Here is a 22,782-nt window from a genome sequence, read left to right as displayed (position 1 = left end):
GGATTGAACATGGCAGCAACTATTCACGTCGATGTGGTCAGTGCCGAAGAGTCCATCTTCTCGGGCGAGGCGCGATTCGTCGCGCTGCCCGGCGAGGCGGGTGAACTCGGCATCTACCCGCGTCACACCCCGCTGATCACGCGCGTCAAGCCCGGTTCGGTGCGCATCGAGTTGGCCGACGGCAAGGAAGAGTTCGTCTTCGTCGCGGGCGGCATTCTCGAAGTGCAGCCCGACTGCGTGACCGTGCTGTCTGACACCGCCGTGCGCGGCAAGGACTTGGACGAGGAAAAGGCGGGCGCCGCGCGCCAAGCCGCCGAGGAAGCGATCAAGAACGCCAAGAGCGAGCTGGACCTGGCCAAGGCCCAGTCCGAATTGGCCATCGCCGCTGCCGAAATCGCGGCCCTGCGCAAGTACCTGCGCAAGAAGTAATTCTGGTCCGCCTATTCCGGCCCAGCCCGGTCTTGCCCACAGCCCCGGCAGCGATGCACGGGGCTGTTTGCTTTGCACCCACGGTTGTGCGCACGCATGACACTCAAATGAACGCCGAGCGACAATCGACGGTCCATGCAGAACTACCGTGCTCCTCTCTGGCTGCCTGGCGGCCACTTGCAGACCATCTGGCCGGCGCTTTATGGCCAGCGCGTTCAGGGCCCCGCGCCCCGGTTTGACCGGGAGCGCTGGGACACGCCCGATGGCGACTTCATCGACGTTGACTGGTTGCAGAACGTGGGCGACGCCCCCGCCGGTCTTTTGGTGCTCTTCCACGGCCTGGAGGGCTCCACGCAAAGCCAGTACGCGCAAGCCTACGCAGGCTGGGCACGTGAGCGAGGGCTGGCTTACGCTGTGCCGCACTTTCGCGGTTGCAGCGGTGAGCTCAATCGCGCGCCGCGGGCCTACCATTCGGGGGACTGGCAAGAAATCGACTGGATCCTGCGGCGCTTGCGCTCCCGCCTCGACACACCCGGACAGTGCCTGATCGTGGTCGGCATCTCGCTGGGGGGCAACGCCTTGCTGCGCTGGGCGGGGGAGCTGGGCGAGGCCGCCACTCAGGTGGCGGATGCGGTTGCCGCAGTTTGTTCGCCCCTGGACCTGGCGGCTGGAGGGCATGCGATTGGTCGCGGCTTCAACCGGCAGGTCTACACGCGCATGTTCCTTTCGACCATGAAACCCAAGGCCCTGGCCAAATGGGACCAGCACCCCGGTTTGTTCGACCGCGAGCGGCTGCACCGCGCGCGCACCCTGTACGAATTCGATGATGTGTTCACCGCGCCGCTGCACGGTTTCCGCAACACCGACGACTACTGGCACCGTGCCTCGGCCAAGCCGCATCTGCCCGCCATCCGCGTGCCTGCGCTGGCGCTCAACGCCCGTAACGACCCCTTTGTGCCCGCATCCAGTCTGCCCCGCGCGCAGGACGCCGGGCGCTTCGTGACGCTGTGGCAACCGACCCACGGCGGACATGTGGGCTTTCCCTGCGGACGCTGGCCGGCCGGTCATGTGATGGACATGCCCCGCGCCGTTGGGGACTGGCTGCTGGATGCAGCGGGCATGTCAAGCAAGGTGGCGGCGCATGGATGACATCGTCCGCCAGGCCATGGCCAAGTGGCCCAACGTGCCGGATTGTTATGGCTGGTTGGGCCTGGACGCGCGCGGCAACTGGTGGATGCGCGACGACCGGGCGCAGGCCGCAGGCGCCTTCGACAGCGGGCAGCCCGGAGCCAAGGGTTCGCTGCTCAGGCACGAAAAACTGATTGACTTCATCCAGCGCAACTACGAACGGGATGCGCGCGGCTGCTGGTACTTCCAGAATGGCCCGCAGCGGGTCTTTGTGGAACTGGAGGCCACGCCCTGGGTCTGGCGCCTGCAGCAGCATGCTGCGGACACTCAGCCCGCAGGGCCGGTGATGCCGGTCAGCGTGCGCGCGCACAGCGGCATGTCCGTCGAGTGTCTTGGCTGCCTGCTCGACGAAGCGGGCCGGCTGTACCTGCACTCCAGCCTGGGCTTGGGCTTGGTGCACACCCAGGACATGAGCCTCGCCGCGGATTTGGTGGAAGCCGGGCAATGGCAGCCCCAAGCTGTTCAAGCCGCGGAATTGCCGGCGCGTTACGGCTTTGTCCGCAGCCCCGCAACCGTCGCTGCGTAGAACACCAGCGAACGCGGGGCATCGCACCTGATGCAAGGGGCAGCTCACGGCAGATGGTCCGCGGATCGTTGAATAGGACACACAAGCCACGCAGGTGCAAACCTCGACATGCACCATGCGGCCCAGGCGTCACAATCTCCCCCGCAAGTCGCCAAGAGGGCGGCTTGCCTCTATCCACAGGAGTCTCCCATGAGTCTTTCCACCCATCCCAATCTGCCCTCCTACCTGAACCCCGCCGACCTGGGGCCCTGGGCCACCTTTCTTGAACAGGTTGACCGTGTGCTGCCCCATCTGGGCAAGCTCAGCGTCTGGGCCGACACCCTGCGGCGGCCCAAGCGCTCGCTGATCGTCGACGTGCCCATCCACATGGACGATGGCACGGTGCGTCACTTCGAAGGCTACCGCGTGCAGCACAACGTCTCGCGCGGACCGGGCAAGGGCGGCGTGCGCTACCACCCCGGGGTGACCCTGTCCGAAGTCATGGCCCTGGCGGGCTGGATGACGGTCAAGAACGCGGCCGTCAACCTGCCTTACGGTGGTGCCAAGGGCGGCATCCGCGTGGACCCCAAGCAGCTCTCGATGAGCGAGCTGGAGCGCCTGACGCGCCGTTACACCAGTGAGATCGGCCTCATCATCGGCCCCGAGCGCGACATTCCGGCACCCGATGTGAACACCAATGAGCGCATCATGGCCTGGATGATGGACACCTACTCCATGAACGTCGGTGCTACCAGCACCGGCGTGGTGACTGGCAAACCCATCACCCTGGGCGGCAGCCTGGGCCGGCGCGACGCCACCGGCCGCGGCTGTTTCGTCGTGGCGCGCGAGGCCATGCAACGCCTGGGCATGGAAATGAAGGGTGCGCGCGTGGCCGTGCAGGGCTTTGGCAACGTGGGCAACGCGGCGGCGCGCGTGTTCCAGGAAAACGGCGCGCGCATCGTGGCCATCCAGGACGTGGCGGGCAGCATCTACAACCCGGCGGGCATCGACCCGCACGCGCTCACGGCGTTCATCGCCGCGCGCCAGGGCACGTTGCTGGATTTTCCCGGCGTCGAGCGCATCAGCAACGACAAGTTCTGGGAGGTCGAATGCGAGGTCATGCTGCCGGCCGCGCTGGAGAACCAGATCACGGCCGACAACGCCGGGCGTATCCGCGCCAAGCTGGTGGTGGAAGGCGCCAACGGACCCACGACCCCGCAGGCCGAGGACATCCTGCTGGCGCGCGGCACCATCGTGCTGCCCGACGTGCTGGCCAACGCGGGGGGCGTGACGGTCAGTTATTTCGAGTGGGTGCAGAACGCCTCGTCCTTCTTCTGGACCGAGGCCGACATCAATGCCCGCTTGGACCGCGCGCTCAGCGACGCCTTCCGGGCCATTTGGGATCTGGGCCAGGAACGCAAGCTGGCGCTGCGCACGGCGGCCTTCGTGATCGCCTGCACCCGGGTGTTGGAAGCGCGCGAGCTGCGCGGCCTCTACCCCTGACGGCTGGGCTGTGCCCCGGCCAGTGATCGGGTCGGCGGCTCAGCCCAACTGCGCGCGCACATGCGCGAGCAGGGCCGCGCAGCCGTCCTCGACCAGGTCCAGAACCTGCTCGAAGCCTTGCGCGTCGCCGTAATACGGGTCAGGCACGTCCTTCACGCGATGATGCTGGCACCAGCGCGTGAAGGCTTGCAGCTTGTGGCTCAACTCGGGCGGGCAGTGCTCGGCGAGCAGGGCCAGGTGGCCGTGGTCCATGGCCAGGATCAGGTCATGGCGGGCAAAGTCCTGGTCCTGGACGCGGCGCGCGCGCAGCGGCGACAGATCGTAGCCCCGGCGGGCTGCATGCGCCTGGCTGCGCTCGTCCGGCGGGTCACCAACGTGGTAGCCGTGCGTGCCGGCTGAATCCACCCACACGCGATTCTGCAAACCAGCCAGCTGCAGCTGCTTCAGGAGCACACCATGTGCTGTCGGGCTGCGGCAGATGTTGCCGGTGCAGACGAAGAGGATGGCGTAGTCCGGACGGGCGGGGATCATGTTTTCGTTGTAAGCCTGGGCATGGTCAATGGCACATCACCTGACCATGACTGGCATGTTGTTGCGGAGCCCAAATGACAAAGCCGGTGCGAGACCGGCTTTGGTGTGGAACGTGGAACGGGCCGTCCGGCCCAGGGCGTGTGATTACTTCGCTGCGGCCGGTGCAGCCGGCTCAGTGAACTTGCCGCCAGCGGCATTGGCCAAGTAAGCCACGGCACGCGCGATCTCGGTGTCGTTGTGCTCGCCGCCGCCTTGCGCCGCCATGGCGCCCTTGCCCTTGAGCGCGGAATTCACCAGGCTGTCAAAACCGGTCTTGATGCGCGCGGCCCAGGCGCCTGCGTCACCGAACTTGGGCGCGCCAGCCAAACCTGCGCCATGGCAGGCCACGCACTGGGCCTGGTAGACCGCCTCACCGCTCTTGAGCGGGCGGTTGGCATCGCGAATTTCCACGGTACCGACCTTTTGCAGGCGCTCGGTCACGGCACGTTCCATATTGGTCGCGCCGGCGGCAGGCTTCTTGTCGGCCACCACGAAAAACACCAGACCGATGATGATGAAGACCGGAAGCACGAAGGCTGCAATCGACACCCACATCACCTGCCCGGGCGTCTTGATGGGGCCGGTGTGGGCTTCTTCGTGTTGTTGTGCGCTCATGTCTTGGTCCTTGGAAATCCTGGGAGTGAATGACTTGCAATCGGGCGGGATTATAGCTTTGGCCTTTGTTCGGACCGCCCAGCCGACGGGCGAAACCGCCTACAATGCCGGCCTGCGCAGACAACGCGGCTGTAGCTCAGTGGATAGAGTATTGGCCTCCGAAGCCAAGGGTCGTGGGTTCGATCCCCGCCAGCCGCACCAGCATCCTCGCCGAAAGAACCGGCAAGTCGTGTGGAGTCCGGCAATTAATGTGCACATTGCGCACGAATTGCCAGATTTCTCCTGTGTGCAGGAAATGCCGGATTACACATCGGAGGGGCTAAATCCGTTGCCCTGGACATGCATGGAGCGACCGAGTTGGCCTTGCAGATTGTTTGCCGCACTTACTGAATTTGAGGCCAAGCGGATCGACCAGGGACCGGAGGACGCGCTGGCTGCGGCCAGGGTCAGCGCACTATCCGTCGGATAAAAGAAGAGAAACAAAATCACGCATGGGCAGCCTGTGGCATCGATGGCCACGGGATAAATTCAGCTTGGTTCTCTTTAAGAAACGTGTTGAAGCTGTCAGCGAGTTGCTGGGCCAGCATAATTGACTTGCTTCGGCGGATCCCGCGAGAGTCATCAGTCTTGATCACGAGGAAGTCTTGCTTAACAAGATCGGCGTGATGCGGGTTTTGGTTGGGCTTAGGCGTTGCGATCACCGAATGGATGCCATGCACAGTTTTGAAGCGCTTAACGCTAGTGCAAGCCCAACCCTTCATCCCGTCCCAGCTTTCGCTGATGCATATCTCTGCGATTAAGTGGGTATGCGCTGCTTTACCCGCCTTAGAAGGCGCTTTGGTGTTGTTCCAGAACCGATCTACGGATATGTGAGCATCAGGTCGGTCTTCCATGAACGCGCCGGCCAAGACACGGAAGCCCCCGTCTCCGTCGGTGATTCCGTGATGCTCATGGTTGTCGCGAATGCGGCGTCCGACGACCTCGTGCTCCACCAGTTCTTCTTGCGGTTGCTCAGCCATTCTGTAATTTCAGGGCGCTGGAAATCTATCAAGATTCTCTGAAATTCTGGTAGCTCTGGCAACTGAGCGAATTCAAAAGACTCATAGCTACTAAAGTCATCCGGACGTTTCCGATAGCTGACGGTGGTTCCTTCGTCATCGGTAGCGATCAGTAACGTCCTGCCAGGGCGCCCAATTTCGCACATCAGCGTCTCACTGGCAACGTAAATTGTGGCACCCAAATAAAAGGCGGCATCGCTGTCGGACAACAACAGAAGCAGTTGGACTAGATGACTATCCCAGTGTTGAGCCTGCTCAGGGTTTAGTAGGCTTCGAACAGGAGATTTCCCCTCAACAATCGAGGTAGAGGCAAAAGGGGTGACGACATAGGACATCCCATAGCTCCTGTCGTCGAAGGAAGACACGACAATGTCATCAGCATGGACTGCAGAAGCCGGTCGTTGGTACCGTGCAAACTGAACAGGATTCAGCCCAGCTATTGCAGTGCGTGTCCGTTTTAGCGCAGCAGGCAGAAACTCGGCGACGATTTCAAATCGCGACGGGACTGACTTAAGCATGGCTTCCCTTTTCACGTTTGAGGTTGCCCATGATGTCACTAGGGATGACGGAAGTAAAGACATCCCAAGCACAGCTGTGGGCTTGATCAAACCAACTCAATATGGAGGCAACATCGAGAGGCTTCAAGTCGGGCGCGCCATTGACCACGAAGTCCAGAATCGCAGCCTGCCGAGGTGTAGCGGTGTTTTTAATCTGGCCACGTGAACCTCTCACCAAGATATTGGTGTTGGGAAGCGAGGGGTGGGCAGCTCGGATTTCACTAGTAGCAATAATGGCTGGCTTACCGACGACCTTGGAAAGAATATCCAGGCTACTCTGGTTGATCAACTGCACCTGTTTTGACAAGAAATGGTCAATGTCGGTGACGCCATGATCTTCTGTGAATGCGTCGCGGTAGGTAAGCTGGCAGCGTTCAGGTCTAAGAGCAGCAAAAAGCGGCGAAGCATCGCGAGCGGACGTAAGAATGCGAGAGAGTAGATTTCTTACAGCATCCCATCCGTCATATGGAGGAGTGGCATTTACAGTCACAATGCCTTGACCGATTTGTGCAAGCGGCCACGCTCCCGGTTTCGGTCGAAACCGGATCAGGGGCTCGCGTCCGAGTACATCCAGCGGAATGACCGTACCAAAAGGCTGCAGCGGTTCAATAACGGGGAGGATGCTTTGAAGCACGGGCTCAATCTGCATCGCCATCTTGAACCAACTGGGATCAACAGGATTGCCTTGCATGTTGTCGTCAAGGACCCAATGGATTTCAGCGATGACTTCAACCAAAGGGGCGTTGGACAAGCGGCGTTCGGCGGTCATGACAAGTGGCGATGTGTCGGCTTCCCGGACGGGTGGTTTTACGGTAGCACTACCCGCAGATACTACATTATTCGGGCTGTACTACCCGCGATGTTCATATGCGGCAGCAGTCCTCCCTTGTCCCTTCAATACCTCATTGCGAATTTGAGCAATGAGTTCGTACTCTTTTCGTCGCATCGAGTAGCCTAATAGCCGGAGCTCTTTTTCTATTGCTCGACGGCTTGGGTGCCGCCCAAGCTCATAGAAAGATTGCACGATACGAAAAGCCTCGAATGTCAGTGCATTCTTGCGCACGAGATCCTTCTTTTCTTGGGCGCGCTTACGCCTTAAAGATAGGACCTCGGCAACTGCTTGAGTTTCATTTTTTGCGATCCGACGCATCTCCCTTACAGAGATGTTGAGAATAGGTGATAGCGCAGTAAGAGTCTGGATGTGTGGGAGTTCGCCTGCGTGTACGCGAGCAAAGAGCTTTAGAAGGGAAGGGATATCGGTCCGCTGTGGGCGTCGCCTGGGCCGATGACTACTGGTGACCAAAAGCGGAAGTGGTCTGTGAAAAGAGACGGGAATGCAGTCCTTGCTACCCGTGAGCATTTCTTGCAACGGGACATGAAATGCATAACTGACGGTGCTCATCGCTTGCCAGCTAGGAGCGCTCCCGCGCGAAAGCCAGGTGGCAATCACCGATTTATTCCGGTCCAGGGATAAAGCCAGATGAGCGCTGACCCCTTGGAAATGGAAGTCTCGAATCTTCTGCAGTGTGGTTCGAAAACCTGAGCCGGCGTCTGTGGTCGCCGCCACTGGGTTTGCGAGCAGGTCAGCAAAAGACCGTGCAACCCAAATCAAATATTTGGACAATCCATCGCGATCCTCGTCTAAAAGACGCGCAGATCCTCCAAGCCACGCACCACAATGCACGCACTGGCCAGGGTTGTCTTTCCCCTGCAACATAAGTAAGTCGCCTTTTCCACAACGCGGACAGCGGGACGTGAGCAGGCAGCGGTGTATGTGGCACGCGTGAACCTCGTTGATGGTCCATAGCAATCGTTCGAAGGGTTCAAAGTACAAAATGTCTTGCTCAAGGCACATCGGGCACCAACGGCGTGCTCGCGTGAGGACAAGTCGACCAACACCCGTCAGAGATGTGAGATCACGCGTTGTCATATCCCAAGGAGATTGAACGATCGTCAAGGCCTCTAGCGCAGATAACCAAGCAGCAGATGTCTTTCCTCCTTTGGAGATGAGGTGAGTGCAGCCGTTTGATAGCTGAATTCGATTCGCCAAGTCGGCTGCAGTGTTTGATTTCGCCTCAGATACGAAAGTCGAAACGTGAATCTGGTTCTTGGCGCAGATGCGGCGCACATAAGACTGAATCGATTCTCGGCAGGATTGGCTTTCCGGAAGAGGCGCTGGCGGAAGTAGTGAGCATCTAGTGGCCAAGATGCTCGGGTGATTCAAGAGTCCCATTTGTCTGTCGCCTCCCTCCGAAACGACGGTTTCATCTCGCCAGGCTTTAACTTCTTGGTGGTAGAAACAGGCACTGAAACTTTGCGTGGCTCCTCGAGCATGTGTCGTGCGAGATCAGCATTGCTCAGAAAGGTTGAGAGCCTCTTGGTGCCAGAAACCATTTCCTGGCGGATCGCCTCGTGAGCCGGGGGACTCAGAAAACATTCCCGCAATACAGCAAAGCTGAGAGGGACTGATCGTTGAAGGGAGAGACTCAAAGCACGCTTCAGAATGTCCTTCAAGTTTCCGATGCAGCCCAGGCTTTGAAGTAAGAGTTCGGTCGCGTGCTCATGGAGTTCGAAAGCATTTTCGACAGGTAAGTGCCGAAGCAGCTCAATCAGTGCGCCGGTAAAACCACTGATGCCTTCGTTGTCCATCCCATAGGGTTCGAAGTGGACAATGGAGCTGCGCCGTGCAAGTTGAGAAGTACTGACTGTCAGTTCGAAGAAATCATGAGCACCTGCGAGGATAAAAGTTGTTGGAGACTTGTTGATGAACGAGCGGAGATGATTGGCTTGGGTTATGACGTGCTTTAGTCGATCCTCATGAGAGCTACTCGAGCCAATCTCAAATGCGAAGATCGCCTCATCAAGAGCAACAATCTCAACCTGACGGTCAATGAGATTGTTTCGGAACCGAATCTTCAGTCGCTCGCCTGAGGTATTCAACTCTTTGGCATCTACCGTGTGAAACAGGATTTGATCTCGTCCAGGTCTCCTCTGAGAAATAGGCAGTGTTTTATCGATGGCCGCCGCGTTCATCAATCCAAGGGCCTCCCGATAAAAAGGAACGAAGGAGAATTTGCCAGTGACCGGGGGTTCAAGTTCGACAAACAGGGCAGGGACACGACGCCGATCGCTAAGCATCTCCTCCTTTCGTGCGTCGAATCTTTTGGAGACGAGTGCTTCCAGAAGAGCGGTCTTCCCCACACCGGCTCCACCAAGTAGGAGGATCATCCGCTGAGAATCGAAAGCCGAAGTGGCTTCGTTCAGCCTTGTCAAGGCGCGCTTCATGTAAGGGTGCTCGACGACAGTCGAGCTGAAGTACTGTTCGCGCTCGGCATTCGAGCTTGCAAGTACTGAGGCCGGGACGAGAGACTGCATCTTCATGTTGCACTCCCCGACAGCTGCAAATGTCTGGCGACAGATTCGCGGACCTTCTCGTGTAGGCGGGTGTAGGCAGAAGTGTCTGTGGCTTCGCTTTCCGATTCGCCCAGATCTGTAATTTCTAGGGTGGCCTGGGCTTCAGCGCTCTCCCAATAGGCTATGTTCTTCAACGCCTTCTCATTCAAAGATTTGCACAGCGCCAGGACGCGAGCTCGTGATCTGGATTTGGCGTTCTTCACGATCAATCGCTCCATGCGCAGTTCTTCGAAAAGGCAAAAGCAAACAGGTTCAGAAAGTCGAGAGATCTGTGCAGAGATGTTGGAGTTGCACGTGACCCACTGACCATCAAGGAACGCAAGGATGGTGCTGGGGTCAAAAGGGTTGATACGGATTTCTGGCCTGGACCCCTTGAGAGCTAGCTTCGCCAAAAGTGGATGGCCATAGTGCCGGCCATTGACAAACAGGCCGCGTGCGGGGTCAATGCGGCTACCCCGTGAGGACGACGGAGGCGGAAGGATGATCGGGAGAATGGACGTCAGGTTCCGGCACCTGTGAATCCTGTGGCCATGAACTAAGAGAGATTGGTTGTAGGCATCCCGCGGTGTGAGATTGGTTGCGGGATGTTTGCGCGTGTCGTAGACGTCAAAGAAATACTCTTCAAGTTTTCCGTATAGATCCGCCAACCAAAGGCCATTGAATCGACTGGGATCAACCAGGGGCGACATGCTCCGAACCTTCTTTCTGAGTTTTGTATTTCCCGTGGTGTTGGCAAGCAACTCGGAAGTTGTAATGCCAAATACCCGCTCCAAGACAGCGCCAAAACGTGGAGCACTCTTGGGTCGGATGTGATGAGTGATCTGTAGTGAAGTAAGGGCGTACCACAGGCACTTGGCCTTGAACTCACTGCCCCAATCATGAATAACTGCGTCGGGGAGACGACCCGTCCTACGAACGATGTCAGCGAGAACCATGAGACTGCTGACATGGCTGGGCGGGGAGTACGAGAGGTACATCCCAACCACGCGACGAGTGTTTGCGCACATTGCCAGGGTGAGCCACGCACGACCTAAAGCCTCTCCCGAGATGGAGCTGCTCGTTTCTATATCGAGCAAAGTGCTATCGATGTGAACCACCTCCATTGCCCGGACTCCATGCATAGGAGTTTCTCGGTAGAGCATCCAATAGCTCGGAGCCAGTTGGTATGAATTTTTGTGCCCGGCAGATTTCTTGATGGTCTCGACGGAGCGGATGTTCTTTACGCGGACGTAGAACGCAGATCTACCAACGGGAGTAAAGCCATGGGCGATCGATTTCTCTTTGCTCTCCTCATATAAAAACTCTGTGGTCGGACAAGTGGGATCGCTTAGACGCTTCTCCAGCCAGAGATTTAACATATCGTGATGCTGAAGATCAATGTGTGGGCCGCGAAATCCACGCGCACCGGAGCTGTCAATCAAGGACTCAATTGCTGAGAGTCCCGCCGATTCGCCCTCACTAACTTTCTTGCGCCAGCGGCGAATAGCGGAAGCGGAATGTTGATCCTCTAGACTCAATTTTTCGCCACGATCAAGCGTCTCCAGGATCGTCAACTTGCGCAGTGCACGTTGCAAATCCTTGGGCGATGCCGTCCAGAGGGGCCCCGCAATCGCAACGTTGGCTATGTCGGAGGGTAAGGCAAGGATGCCTGCTTCCCTTGCTGAATTGAGCTGACCGTATGTAAGGGAGATGGCTTTCCCGCTCTCGTCAAAGGCGTGTAGAGCCGTCGCACCAACCACGCCTACAGATAATGTGCTGCCGTCGAATACGATTCGGCTGCCAGACGACAGAGCTTCCGGCTTGATGGTGCGAGAAGGTGGGCGTGAGCCATTGAGACGAATGGCACGGTTCCATGACTCCAGCAGTAGGCGAGAGGTAAAAACGTTGACTCGATCGGGTTCACGATCCAAGAGCGCAGCATCAAAATCGATGTGCAAGTGCCCGGTGGCGATGGCCCAGTTCAAGTCGTCTGCGTTGACACCTGCGGTAACGAGGTCGTCGTACGAACGGTATCCATGGCCCGTGAAGTTCCCAAGCAACGGTTCCTTAATTTGATGCCAGTCAAATACTTGTTCGACGCCGAGGTAGCTAAAAAGGAAGAGACGGTTTGCGTGGCCAATGGCGTGGATCTCATCATCAAAGCGCACGCGGAATCTGAACCCCCAAGGATGGACTACGTCTAAAGCGGGTGGACAAATGAAGTTGCGGTCATTTGCCTGCGCGTACTTCCCAGGGTGAAGCCGCAATAGATGTTCGCGATCTGACGCCGACTTGTATTCCTCGAGGTAGACGCCGCTGCGCCAATCAAACAGCGCGCAATCTGGTGTGTAGAGGCTTCGCACCTTCTTGTCGTTCCGTCCCAGATATCGCAACTCAAGTGAGGGCGGCTGCATTAGGTAGCCCAGAATCTGGCTGCTGAATATGTGGGCTAGACAGAACTTGAACTCAACAGACTGCGACTCGGTCGGCATCGCGACACCCATCTTGGGGCACGGAATGTCGCTCACCACATTGCGAGTGCCGCCTTGCACATTTCGCGATGGAGCGAGATATGCGCGATCGATGTAATCCTTGCCAGCCTCAGAGACAGGAAATTCCAAAAGAAACTGGTTTAGCTTGTTCAATGTGAAGCGCTCAAATCGCCCTTCAGTGACAAGCGTTTTGGTTCCGAAGCTAGATTGCGACATGTCGACCCCTGTACTTTGACAAAGCACTACCCCTCAATGGCGACGCATTGAACGAGCGGCTAAAAAATGTGTGCAGGGGATTGACCACCTTGAAAAAGGTGGCTAAAGTGCCTTCACCAAGAAATCACGGAATCCCCGTGTAGAAGCCTGGTCTGATTCGCAGTCGGACCGGGCTTTTTTTCGACCTTTTTTTGTCGAACGCATAGGCAACCGTCGGGCCTTGCCTTGGGCCATGGCTACTTCTTAGCTCATTAATCCTCCTGGGGATTTATCACTCTCATGAAGAATGGGCTACCGGTAAGGCAGCGTGCAATCGGCGCATGCTAGTGGGCATTCCTATTGCAATCAACCAGAAGATTGGTAATATCATTTCTTTGGTGTTGCTTAAATTCAGTTTGCGAAGATATATATATCTGAGGTTGATATAAGTAGGTGTTGCCTCAACTCACCAGCCAGCCTTTTTTGCATAAGGCCAGGCTCATGCTATTTGCCACATCCTTGTTCAGCCTAAGCGACCAATGCAGGATAACTAGATTGAGAATTTCAAAGGAATTTTCTGCAATTAGCCTGTGAGCGAAAACTGGATCGACGCTCTGTATCACATTGGTATGACCTTGGCGGTATTACGATGCCACTCACGTTCCATTGATCTAAAAGCTCATCGAATAATCTTGTCCTCGGTCTTCCACTTTTGATTGGTGCGTCTAAAGGGGGGCAGGTCAGACCTGTAGAATTTGTAACGGCACAAACTCACAGAGCCAAAATGGCTACAGGGACAGCACGAGGGTTTCGCCTATCTCAGCGCACATCGTTTGCGGATGTGTTCGCGCGTGAGTGGTGCCCTGGGAATGGCGTCATCAGCGCCTGCGATGAGAGGAGTGCTTCGTGAGCGCCCAAGCCGCTTCGATGCAACCTCTTTCTGACCAAGCCTCGAGCTTTGTCGTCAATCCCGTGGAAATTGGCTCGTTGCCTCCCCTGAGGCCCAACGACTCCGGTGAGTTCGTGCCGCCATCTACTCTGGACGCTTGGGAAGCAGAGGTTGAGGCACCGGCTTTACCCGACGACCCCCTAGTGTGGGAGGCGGCAAGGACGGCGCAGGTAGAGTTGGCCAAGCATGTCCCTGTTGACACTTGGCCAGACTGGGGCGATCTATCCGCCTACTTGCCAGACAACGCCTCGTTTCTTTCGGTCATTGTCGATCCAGAAGCTCACGCGCGGTTGAGGCAGCTGTTTCTACGTGCCTTGCGTGAAGGCAGCGTGCCGGACGAGGAAGTGGTCGAGCTTGCGCGTGACCCGGAAAGCGCGCAGGACGAAGTGAAGGCGGCTGTCTATCGCATGGTCCTGGCGGATATGGGATGCCAGACCGATGAGCGGTTGGAACGGGTAGAAGCATTTGAGGATTCCACCGTCTATGTCGATCCAGACGAGACACCCGAGGAGGAAGATGAGCTGACCGATGCGTTGGCGCATATCGGGACACTAACCTCCACACAATTCGATCCTTTCTACCTGTATCAACGCGAAGCGCAGCGGCACCGGCTGCTGAGCGCCGAAGAGGAAATCGAGATCGGTCAAGCCATGGAGGCCAGTCTCGAATCGGCGCTCAATGCGCTCGCTGCATGGCCTGCCGGCATCTCGCGCTTGCTCGGCGCGGTCCGGGCCGTCCAAGCAGGCAATTTGCCCATGCGCTGGCTTTGTGCAGGCCCGCGACATGACCTGCCTTTGATCCGAGACACGGACGCTACGATCGATGCTGCCCCCGAATTCAAATCCCCGACAAGCGCGGTCGACGACGACACAGAAGGCGATCCAAGCTCGGACTCTAGATCCGAGACCCGTGACGCTGAATTCTTCGCAGCCGCAGAGCACTTGTCCGTCGTCGACGTTGCCCTCAGCCAAAATTCGCCAGCATGGAGCGAGGCGCGAAGCCTGCTCGCATCCATGCGAGTCGCCAGCACCTTCTTGCTTGAGCTGGCTGACGAAGCGCCATTGGATAAATCCGATGCGGCATCCGACTTCAAACGAGCCATGGACACATATCGCCGCAAGCGCGAGTGGATGGCCATCAGTAATTTGAAGTTGGTTCTGTTCCAGGCAAAAAAATACATGTACTCCGGTCAGCCACTCGGCGACTTAGTCCAAGAAGGCAACATCGGCTTGCTGCGTGCGGTGGACCGATTCGATTGGCGGCGCGGCTTCCGGTTCTCCACCTTTGCCACTTGGTGGGTGCGCCAAGGTATCGGCCGCTTTATCGCCGACAAGTGCCGGACGATCCGTCTGCCTGTCTACGTCTTCGACGAGACCCAGCGTCTAGTCCGTGAGTCCGAAGCGTTCGAGGAGCGGATGGGGCGGGCTCCCGAGCCGCGCGAGATCGCCGCCACGGTCGGCCTGACTGAGCACAAGGCCGCCGCGCTGATGTGCATGGCCTTGGAACCACTGCCTTTGGAGGAGACTGACATCGACGTACGCATGGATCCGAGCGTGTCGCATGAGTTGATTGACCCCGATCCGATGGAGACAGTGGCCGAGCGCGAGCTCGAAGGTGCCATCGACACGGCCCTGAAGTGTCTTGCGCCCAAGGATGAGCGGATCATTCGCCAGCGCTTCGGACTTGGCGGCATGGCCGAACACACCCTCGACGAGATCGGCATGGTGATAGGGGTGACGCGCGAGCGCGTCCGGCAAATCGAATATAAGGCGCTTGCAAAATTGCGGCATCCGACGCGCGCCGGACTTCTGGACCCCAGCAGGGTTCGCTCTCGCACGGAAGGCTCGGAGCCGGCGGTCGATGCGGCCGACCGCGAAAGCGGCGGACCGGTGCCAACCGACCCAACCAAGAACATGCTGCCCATCGGGCCTTTGCGGATGGTTCCCATCGCCGTAAACAAGGCGTTGCGACTGGCCGAGAGAGTGAAAGCTACCGTCGAGGACGATAGGCTGGGAAGCAGCGGCAAGATTTGGGTTCGGGCTGATGACGACGAGCAGGCCCACATGCAGATCTTGATCCCGAGGCTCGTGGAGCTGGGCTTTGCGCGCGAGGCCGGGAAGGGCTACTGGCGATGATCCCGCATCCAACCAAAACGAGGGAGGCACCGCCGCGTGCGACCCCCATGCTCGAATCCCTTCGAGGGATGGGCTACTCGCCAGCCACCGCGCTGGCCGACATCATTGACAACAGCATCTCGGCCGGCGCCACGGAAGTCCGCATCGACCTTGCGTGGGATGGCTTGGACAGTCGCATCGCTGTCCTCGACAACGGCGGCGGCATGAGCGACCCGGAGCTTGAAAGCGCGATGACGCTGGGCGAGAAGAGCCCGCTCGACAAGCGCGCGGCGACCGACCTTGGGCGCTTTGGCATGGGCATGAAGACTGCATCACTTTCACAGTGCCGGCGCCTGACCGTGGCGACTGTGAAGGATGGTGCCTCGTGCTGCCTGCGCTGGGATTTGCGCGAGCTCGCGGCGCTGCCCCAGGCGAAGTGGCTAATGTTTGAAGGCCCCGCTCTTGGATCGGAAGCCCATATCTCGGCGCTCGAGGGCAAGACCAACGGCACGCTCGTCCTGTGGGAGCTTTTGGACCGCATAGTCACTGAGGGCTACACGGTCCAAGACTTCCTCAACATGGCCGACCATGTCGAAGCTCACCTTGCGATGGTGTTCCACCGGCTCATCCAAGGGCCCCGGCCCCGGCTTTGCATCCTCATCAATGACAGGCCCATCGCTCCGTGGGATCCCTTCATGACCGGTCGCTCGTGGTCCTCGCCAGTGGGGCGCAAGCACACCCAAGAGGGCTTGGTGGAGGTCGAGTGCTTCGTATTGCCGCACAAGGACAAGCTCACTGAAGACGAATGGAAGGCGGGAGCGGGCCCAAACGGGTGGACCGCCCAGCAAGGCTTCTACATCTATCGCAACGAGCGGCTTCTGCTTGCCGGCGGCTGGCTCGGCCTCGGGCCTGGCCGCGCGTGGAATCGGGAGGAGTCGCACCGCCTCGCCCGCATTCGCTTGGACATCCCCAACACCGCCGATGCCGCTTGGAAGATCGACATCAAGAAGTCCACCGCACGCCCGCCGGTGGCGCTTCGGTCCTGGCTCACCTCCTTGGCGGAGCATGCCCGCGAGCGAGCACGCAAGGTGTTCGCCTACCGTGGCAGCCCCACGCCCAGTCCTACCGGTACCCCGCTCGAGCAGGCTTGGCGGGTAGACCACACAGCCACGGGCATCCGCTACCGCATTGACGAGAAGCACCCGGCCATTGCCGCCGTCACCGAGGCAGCCGGTCCCCTGCTGCCCATGGTCAAGGCGATGCTTCGCGTCATCCAGGAGACGGTGCCGGTGCAGCGCATCTGGCTCGACACGGCGGAGCACAAGGAGACGCCGCGCACAGCGTTCGCCGGGGAGGCTCCTGCCGAGATAGTCGCCGTCATGAACACCATTTATCAAGACATGGTCGGACGGCGCGGCATGGCGCCTGATCTCGCCAAGCGCGCCTTGCTGTCCACCGACCCCTTTCAGAATTTTCCGTCGTTGATCGACAAACTCTAGGCCGAGGACCCGCCTTAGGCTCCAAGCTCCTAAAAGAACGAGAACGCCATGCCGCAACCCGAAAAATCCTTGCTGCCCGTCATCAACATGGCTCAACTCATGCTCGAGGCCGAGCGCGAGACCGTGGGTATCACGCCAGCCGCCATTGCCACCAAGGTCAAGCTCGCGGCCAGCATCCTGAACGTCGCGCCGTTCGAGGAGGCCGACGCGGCCGCCGCCATCGGTGTCTTAATCCAGCGGTTTAGCCACTGGATCGGCAAAGACACTACGCTGCAAGACGACGAGGGCCACTTGCCTTGGCTGGTCGCCGCCAAGAAGAAGGATTGGCGCTACTGGCCGCGCTACCAGCGGTTCTTGGAGCTCAAGATGTCGGTGGAGGTGGTCGGCGCGCTCGACAAATCGACCGACCACATCCTTGGTCTCTTGGAAGACCCTAAAAGGTCAGGCCCGTGGGACCGCCGGGGCTTGGTCGTGGGGCACGTCCAGTCTGGTAAGACAGGCAACTACTCAGGGCTGGTGTGCAAGGCGGCCGATGCCGGCTACAAAATCATCATCGTGCTGGCGGGCCTGCACAACAACCTGCGCTCGCAGACCCAAATTCGGCTCGAGGAGACGTTCCTGGGGTACGAGACCTCGGAGAACCGCGACCCCGGCAAGCCGTTGGGAGTGGGCGCCATCGACAGTGATCCGGCGATCCATCCGCACTGCGCGACCACGCGGGCCGACCGTGGTGATTTCAATTCCGCTGTCGCCAAGCACTTCGCCATATCGCCGGAAGAGAAGCCCTGGCTGTTCGTGGTCAAGAAGAACAAGACGGTCCTCACACAGCTCCTCAAATGGATTCGTGGGCATGTAGCCGATACGACGGATTTAAAGACGGGGCGCCGCATCGTCACCAAGCTGCCGCTCCTGATCATCGACGACGAGGCGGACAACGCCTCGGTGGACACCGGCGAGCAAGTCATCGACTTGGACGGCAAACCCGATGACGACCACGAGCCAAAGGCCATCAACGGCCTGATCCGAAGCATTCTGCATGCCTTCGACAGGAAGTCCTACGTTGGCTATACCGCCACGCCCTTTGCCAATATCTTTATCCACCGTCGCAACGCGACCACCGACGAAGGCCCCGACCTGTTCCCTCAGTCGTTCATCGTCAACCTGGCGGCCCCCTCGAACTACGTCGGCCCGGCTCGGGTGTTTGGGCTGCTTGGCCCCGAGGGTCGCGTCGGCGGCCTTCCGTTGATGCGCGACGTGTCCGACTACGTCAACGGCGACGAGCCCAGCGGTTGGATGCCCCCCAAGCACAACAAGGATCATCCGCCAGCCTACTTGGGGCAAGACATCTTGCCTCCCTCGCTCAAAGAGGCCATCCATTCGTTCGCGCTGGCATGCGCGGCGCGGACCTTGCGCGGGCAAGGCAAGGAGCACGCTTCCATGCTCATCCATGTGACGCGCTTCACCAAGGTCCAGAAGGAAGTGTTCCGCCAAGTCGAGGAATACGTCATGGGGATGGTCCAGCGGCTGACCCGGCGCATCGACCACGAGGCGCTTGAGAATGATTTGAAAGCTCTGTGGGAGACCGACTTCATTCCCACCTGCGCCGAAGTCGCCAGCCTTATCGAGGAGCCCGGCGAGAACTTGGCGGTTCCCGATTGGCCCGCCATTCTGGCCGCCCTTCCCGACGTGGTTGCCGACATCAAGATCAAGACCATCAATGGCACGGCCAAAGACGCCCTTGACTACTCGGAGCAGGAGGAGCATGGCCTCAAAGTGATCGCCATCGGAGGAGACAAGCTCGCGCGAGGCCTGACCCTCGAAGGCCTCAGCACAAGCTACTTCGTGCGCACGACCAAGATGTATGACACGCTGATGCAGATGGGGCGCTGGTTTGGCTACCGCCCCGGCTACGTGGACCTCTGCCGGCTCTACACCACCGAGGACCTAGTCGAGTGGTTCGGGCACATCGCCGACGCCTCCGAGGAGTTGCGGACGGAGTTCGACGCGATGGCCGAAAGCGGCGCGACGCCCAAGGAATACGGCCTCAAAGTGCAGTCGCATCCGGTGCTACTGGTGACATCGCCCTTGAAAATGCGTTCGGCCAAGAGCCTCTATCTATCCTTTTCCGGCGAGCTTCTCGAAACCATCGCCTTCTTCAAAGACGACACGCGGCTCAACCAGAACCTAGCGGCGGCCAACAAGCTCATTGGCTCGATGGGGAAGCCTGCCGAGTCCAGCCCCATCATCAGGAACCGCGCGGGCGTGGTCCAGGAGTTCAGCGGCTTTTTGTGGAACGCGGTTCCTGGCGACAGCGTGGCCGACTTCTTTGAGGCATTCGTCTCGCACCCCAAAGCCCACAAGGTCGTCAGCAAGCTACTGGCAGAGTTTGTGCGCAGCATGATGACCAAGTCCAACGAGCTCACGAGCTGGACCGTGGCAGTGATCGCGGGTGGGCGTGGCGCGCCATACACCTTCGAGGGCGGCTGGACCATCGACGGCGCGCTGCAGCGCTCGGCCAACTCCTCTTTCGACGACCGCTATTCCATCGGAAGGCTCTTGTCGCCACGCGACGAGGCGATCGATCTGGATGAAGCGGCTTGGTCGGCGGCGCTGGCCGCGACCAAAAAGGGCTGGAAGCCGGACCCCGCCAAGCAAAAGAACGGCGTGGTCCAAAAGGAGCCAGACCTGCCCAACGGTCCGGCCATCCGCCGCGCGCGCGGTATGGGCGCGGATGGGGTGCCTGCGGCCCCTGAGCGCGGGCTCCTCCTCCTCTATGCCTTAGACCCTGCGCAAGCTGGCAAGGACGTCTTCAAGACGCGCACTGATCCGATCATCGGCTTCGGGGTGAGCTTCCCGGCCAGCGAGTCGGGCGTCAAAGTCGAATACAAGGTCGATCACCTGATCTGGAAACAGTGGGAACTGGACTATGGCGCGTCCGAATGAGGAGATCGTCATGGCCTGGGCCTCTTTGGCTGGCACGGCCGCGTCTGCTGGATGGAGCTCCATCCCCATCGTGTCTCCGCCAGGTTGCTCGCTTTTGGCCGCCCGGCGCAGCCCCGACAATGAGGAAGCCATCCTCGCTGGCTTCACGGGCCTGTCGATCCCGACTGCCGAGAAGCTGCCCGAAGGCCAAGGCTTCGCGGTCGAGCACGTCGATCTAGGCGATGGCAAGGCTTGGCTCGCGCTCACGCGCAAACTCAGCGGCGGCGTCGAGCTCTTCCTGGCGATGGCCAGCGATGTCGTGGTGGCGTTGGAATCCGAAGGAACGGCGAACCCGCAGCGGCTGGCCAGAGCCTTTCTGGCACGCGTGCGCGCTTGGCAAGAATTCATGCGCAAAGGCGCGCAGGTCCTCTCGCCTGAAAACGAAATCGGCCTAGTCGGCGAGCTCGCGGTGCTGTCGGCCATCATCGCCGCAGGCGTGGCCCCCGATGTGGTCATGAACGCATGGGTGGGGCCGCAAGATGCCAACCAGGACTTCGAGCTCGGAACCGGTGCCATCGAGGTCAAGGCCACTGTCTCGCCCATCGGCTTTCCGGCTCACATCGGCTCACTGAACCAGCTCGACGACTCCACGCTGCAGCCGCTCTTTCTGGCAGGAGCGCGCCTAGCCCAAAGCGCCTCTGGTTTGAACCTGCCGCAGTGGGTCGAGTCCGTGCGCGCACAGCTCGTCGGCAGCGCGGACGCGGCGCGCATGTTCTCCGACAAGGTCATCGCCGCCGGCTACTTCGACGCCCACTCAGACAAATATCCGCGCAAGTTCAGCGACGCGGGCATGCGGCTCGCCGAGGTCGGCCCAGGCTTTCCAAGGCTCACGCTGGGAAGCGTGCCGCTAGGCGTCACCGGGGCAAAATACCACGTGGAGTTGGAGCAGGCGCTTGGCGCGGGTATCGGCATCGATTTGGCATTGAAGAAACTGGGAGTCTTATGAGCACCGCGATTCTGGAGTTTCTCAACGAATTGCAAGACGACATCGACTCACAAGTCAGCGAAGAGATGCCCATCGAGGAGTATGTCTTCTCGGACATCGTCATGAACCACTTGGCCGACGCTGGTATGACCTACAACGACCCGGTGGTTTGCCATTACAAGGGCCGGACCGGCAACGCCATCTTGCGCCTGAGCGGCTACTCTATTTCCGAGGACGAGGACCAGCTCGACTTGTTCATCAGCCTGTATGAGGGAGTCAGGGAGATCGCCTACATCCCCGAGGGTGACACCAAGACGGCCGTGGAGCAGTGTTTGCGGTTTCTAACCTTGTGCGCAAACGGGACCATGGCCGCCAAGCTCGAGGATTCGAGTGACGAGCGCGAGCTGGCCGTCAAGCTCCAGCAAATCTACGATGGCCTGGATCAGATTCGGGTGTTTGTGCTGACGGACAAGGTCGCCAAGACTAAGAGTTTCAAGCCGCGCGAGATTAATGGGAAAACGGTGCGCCTGGAGGTTATGGACACCGAGCGCCTCTATCGGCAAGTGTCCGAGGGCAAGCCGCGCGACGAATTGATCGCCAACTTCAACGAGCTTTGCGGCGCGCCGCTGCCTTGCGTATTCGTCCCTGGCAGCGACGGTGAGGACTACGACTACGCCTTGGCGGCCATCCCCGCCATCGCCTTGCAGGCGCTGTATGCCAAGTTCGACTCGCGCCTCCTCGAAGCCAACGTCCGCTCGTTCCTGAGTATTAAGGGTAAAGGTGTCAACGCGGGCATCCAGAGCACGCTGCGGTACGATCCTGGGCGCTTCATGGCCTACAACAACGGCATCGTGGTCGTGGCCGACCATATCGCGCTCGTCAAGTCTGCCAGCGGCAGCGACAGCATCTCGTTGCTCCGAGGCCTGCAAATCGTGAACGGAGGACAGACCACGGCGTCGATCTTCTTCACCAAGCGGAAATTCCCCGAGACCGATCTGAGCCGCGTATTTGTCCCGGCCAAGATCATCGTGATGCGGACCCAGGACCCCGTGCAGGAAGAGACCCTGATCTCTGACATCTCCCGATACGCTAACAGTCAAAACGCAGTCAAGCAGTCGGACTTGTCGGCCAACAAGCCTTTCCACATCGCCATCGAGAAGCTCTCGCGCAGCGTCTATTGCCCGGATGGGGTGAGCCAGTGGTTTTACGAGCGCGCGGCCGGCAGCTACAACACCCTGCTATCGCTCTCCGGCAACACCCCTGCCAAGCTCAAAGCCCTTAAAGAGTCGATCCCGCCTGCTCGGCGCATCACCAAGACTGATTTGGCTCGTTACCTCAACACCTGGGATGTCAAACCCGACGTGGTCAGCCTGGGCACACAGAAGAACTTCGACAAGTTCATGGCGGAGCTGACCGCCACCTATGGGCAGGACATCCCCGAGCCGAAGGTGGCCGACTTCAAGGCGATGATGGTCAAGGCCAAAATCTACCGCGACGCCCAAAAGCTGATGCGGCCTATGTTTGCAGCCTTCCAAGTCAACGTCGCCACGTACACGGTCTCGCTGCTGGCCCAGCAGCTTGGCGACCGGATCGACCTCGACAGGATTTGGAACAACCAAGCCCTGTCGCCTGAGCTACTGAGGCAGATAGCGACATGGTCCAGGGAGGTCAACGACGCGCTGCGCGAAAGCGCCCACGGCAAGATGGTGTCCGAGTGGGCCAAGAAGCCTGAGTGCAAGGCGGCTGTTCTTGGCGCGACCTACTCTGCGCCTGCCGCCAACATCCCCGAAGTGAAGACGGCCTGAGGT

The 22,782-nt window shown here is 59.5% G+C and carries 16 protein-coding genes, 1 tRNA gene and 1 pseudogene; 10 read left to right on the top strand and 8 right to left on the bottom strand.

Translation table 11 applies throughout. The features are described 5' to 3' along the window. Positions 1–9: 9 nt before the first annotated feature. The 4 genes from AZ34_RS00475 (at position 10) to AZ34_RS00460 (ending at position 3,625) form a co-directional block, all read left to right on the top strand. Positions 10–429, top strand: coding sequence for a F0F1 ATP synthase subunit epsilon (locus AZ34_RS00475; RefSeq protein WP_035603589.1), 420 nt, complete (start codon positions 10–12; stop codon positions 427–429). Between the two features lie 135 nt (positions 430–564). After that, on the top strand, positions 565–1,578 hold the full coding sequence (locus tag AZ34_RS00470; protein WP_035603586.1) for a YheT family hydrolase: 1,014 nt from the start codon (positions 565–567) through the stop codon (positions 1,576–1,578). Beyond that, the gene (locus AZ34_RS00465) at positions 1,571–2,143 is read left to right on the top strand and encodes a DUF2946 family protein (RefSeq protein ID WP_035603584.1); all 573 of its coding nucleotides are present in this window, start codon (positions 1,571–1,573) and stop codon (positions 2,141–2,143) included. The genes AZ34_RS00470 and AZ34_RS00465 overlap by 8 nt, the downstream gene beginning before the upstream one ends. Before the next feature lie 189 nt (positions 2,144–2,332). Next, positions 2,333–3,625, top strand: coding sequence for a Glu/Leu/Phe/Val family dehydrogenase (locus AZ34_RS00460; protein ID WP_035603581.1), 1,293 nt, complete (start codon positions 2,333–2,335; stop codon positions 3,623–3,625). A 39-nt stretch (positions 3,626–3,664) separates the two neighbouring features. On the opposite strand, the gene AZ34_RS00455 is transcribed toward AZ34_RS00460, so the two are convergent. Then, entirely contained in the window at positions 3,665–4,156 is a 492-nt protein-coding gene (locus AZ34_RS00455; RefSeq protein ID WP_035603578.1) for a low molecular weight protein-tyrosine-phosphatase, read from the bottom strand. Positions 4,157–4,300: 144 nt separating this feature from the next. Beyond that, positions 4,301–4,810, bottom strand: a complete 510-nt coding sequence (locus AZ34_RS00450) for a c-type cytochrome (protein ID WP_035603576.1) — start codon at positions 4,808–4,810, stop codon at positions 4,301–4,303. 125 nt (positions 4,811–4,935) lie between these two features. Between AZ34_RS00450 and AZ34_RS00445 the strand changes: the two genes are divergently transcribed. Then, positions 4,936–5,011, top strand: a tRNA-Arg gene (locus AZ34_RS00445). 284 nt (positions 5,012–5,295) lie between these two features. Here AZ34_RS00445 and AZ34_RS00440 read toward each other — a convergent pair. From AZ34_RS00440 to AZ34_RS00425, 6 genes and pseudogenes are all read right to left on the bottom strand, one after another. Continuing rightward, complete coding sequence (locus tag AZ34_RS00440) at positions 5,296–5,829, bottom strand: hypothetical protein (protein WP_035603573.1); 534 nt, start codon at positions 5,827–5,829, stop codon at positions 5,296–5,298. A gap of 549 nt (positions 5,830–6,378) precedes the next feature. Further along, positions 6,379–7,194, bottom strand: coding sequence for a TIGR04255 family protein (locus tag AZ34_RS17810; protein ID WP_081767015.1), 816 nt, complete (start codon positions 7,192–7,194; stop codon positions 6,379–6,381). 81 nt (positions 7,195–7,275) lie between these two features. Next, complete coding sequence (locus tag AZ34_RS17805; RefSeq protein ID WP_231495425.1) at positions 7,276–8,142, bottom strand: hypothetical protein; 867 nt, start codon at positions 8,140–8,142, stop codon at positions 7,276–7,278. Positions 8,143–8,193: 51 nt separating this feature from the next. Continuing rightward, a pseudogene (locus tag AZ34_RS18985) lies at positions 8,194–8,658 on the bottom strand (TniQ family protein); the annotation flags it as partial. Then, on the bottom strand, positions 8,646–9,806 hold the full coding sequence (locus tag AZ34_RS00430; protein ID WP_081767013.1) for an AAA family ATPase: 1,161 nt from the start codon (positions 9,804–9,806) through the stop codon (positions 8,646–8,648). The pseudogene AZ34_RS18985 and the gene AZ34_RS00430, both read right to left, overlap by 13 nt. Next, entirely contained in the window at positions 9,803–12,526 is a 2,724-nt protein-coding gene (locus tag AZ34_RS00425) for a DDE-type integrase/transposase/recombinase (protein WP_035603564.1), read from the bottom strand. The genes AZ34_RS00430 and AZ34_RS00425 overlap by 4 nt, the downstream gene beginning before the upstream one ends. An 885-nt stretch (positions 12,527–13,411) precedes the next feature. On the opposite strand from AZ34_RS00425, the gene AZ34_RS00420 reads away from it, so the two are divergent. Genes AZ34_RS00420 through AZ34_RS00400 form a run of 5 tightly spaced genes read left to right on the top strand, consistent with a single transcriptional unit; the run spans position 13,412 to position 22,779 of the window. Next, the gene (locus tag AZ34_RS00420) at positions 13,412–15,589 is read left to right on the top strand and encodes an RNA polymerase sigma factor RpoD/SigA (protein WP_155831683.1); all 2,178 of its coding nucleotides are present in this window, start codon (positions 13,412–13,414) and stop codon (positions 15,587–15,589) included. Positions 15,590–15,636: 47 nt separating this feature from the next. Continuing rightward, positions 15,637–17,067, top strand: coding sequence for an ATP-binding protein (locus tag AZ34_RS00415; protein WP_035603560.1), 1,431 nt, complete (start codon positions 15,637–15,639; stop codon positions 17,065–17,067). A 48-nt stretch (positions 17,068–17,115) separates the two neighbouring features. Then, positions 17,116–20,010, top strand: coding sequence for a Z1 domain-containing protein (locus tag AZ34_RS00410; protein WP_035603558.1), 2,895 nt, complete (start codon positions 17,116–17,118; stop codon positions 20,008–20,010). A gap of 10 nt (positions 20,011–20,020) precedes the next feature. Continuing rightward, positions 20,021–20,995 (top strand): PD-(D/E)XK motif protein, encoded by a 975-nt coding sequence (locus tag AZ34_RS00405; RefSeq protein ID WP_231495424.1) that lies wholly within the window; start codon positions 20,021–20,023, stop codon positions 20,993–20,995. Beyond that, entirely contained in the window at positions 20,992–22,779 is a 1,788-nt protein-coding gene (locus AZ34_RS00400; protein WP_035603551.1) for an AIPR family protein, read from the top strand. Before AZ34_RS00405 ends, AZ34_RS00400 begins: the two co-directional genes overlap by 4 nt. Positions 22,780–22,782 lie beyond the last annotated feature (3 nt).

It is taken from the genome of Hylemonella gracilis str. Niagara R (assembly GCF_000600295.1).
GTDB lineage: Bacteria > Pseudomonadota > Gammaproteobacteria > Burkholderiales > Burkholderiaceae_C > Hylemonella > Hylemonella gracilis_A.
Note: the sequence above shows the minus strand (reverse complement) of the source record. Positions and strands in the feature narration are given on the sequence as shown.

What these genes read in the sequence shown, in the direction of transcription:
- AZ34_RS00475 (WP_035603589.1), top strand. Translation starts at nt 10, where the DNA reads ATGGCAGCAACTATTCACGTCGATGTGGTCAGTGCCGAAGAGTCCATC.
- AZ34_RS00470 (WP_035603586.1), top strand. Translation starts at nt 565, where the DNA reads ATGCAGAACTACCGTGCTCCTCTCTGGCTGCCTGGCGGCCACTTGCAG.
- AZ34_RS00465 (WP_035603584.1), top strand. Translation starts at nt 1,571, where the DNA reads ATGGATGACATCGTCCGCCAGGCCATGGCCAAGTGGCCCAACGTGCCG.
- AZ34_RS00460 (WP_035603581.1), top strand. Translation starts at nt 2,333, where the DNA reads ATGAGTCTTTCCACCCATCCCAATCTGCCCTCCTACCTGAACCCCGCC.
- AZ34_RS00455 (WP_035603578.1), bottom strand. Translation starts at nt 4,156, where the DNA reads ATGATCCCCGCCCGTCCGGACTACGCCATCCTCTTCGTCTGCACCGGC.
- AZ34_RS00450 (WP_035603576.1), bottom strand. Translation starts at nt 4,810, where the DNA reads ATGAGCGCACAACAACACGAAGAAGCCCACACCGGCCCCATCAAGACG.
- AZ34_RS00440 (WP_035603573.1), bottom strand. Translation starts at nt 5,829, where the DNA reads ATGGCTGAGCAACCGCAAGAAGAACTGGTGGAGCACGAGGTCGTCGGA.
- AZ34_RS17810 (WP_081767015.1), bottom strand. Translation starts at nt 7,194, where the DNA reads ATGACCGCCGAACGCCGCTTGTCCAACGCCCCTTTGGTTGAAGTCATC.
- AZ34_RS17805 (WP_231495425.1), bottom strand. Translation starts at nt 8,142, where the DNA reads ATGTTGCAGGGGAAAGACAACCCTGGCCAGTGCGTGCATTGTGGTGCG.
- AZ34_RS00430 (WP_081767013.1), bottom strand. Translation starts at nt 9,806, where the DNA reads ATGAAGATGCAGTCTCTCGTCCCGGCCTCAGTACTTGCAAGCTCGAAT.
- AZ34_RS00425 (WP_035603564.1), bottom strand. Translation starts at nt 12,526, where the DNA reads ATGTCGCAATCTAGCTTCGGAACCAAAACGCTTGTCACTGAAGGGCGA.
- AZ34_RS00415 (WP_035603560.1), top strand. Translation starts at nt 15,637, where the DNA reads ATGCTCGAATCCCTTCGAGGGATGGGCTACTCGCCAGCCACCGCGCTG.
- AZ34_RS00410 (WP_035603558.1), top strand. Translation starts at nt 17,116, where the DNA reads ATGCCGCAACCCGAAAAATCCTTGCTGCCCGTCATCAACATGGCTCAA.
- AZ34_RS00405 (WP_231495424.1), top strand. Translation starts at nt 20,021, where the DNA reads ATGGCCTGGGCCTCTTTGGCTGGCACGGCCGCGTCTGCTGGATGGAGC.
- AZ34_RS00400 (WP_035603551.1), top strand. Translation starts at nt 20,992, where the DNA reads ATGAGCACCGCGATTCTGGAGTTTCTCAACGAATTGCAAGACGACATC.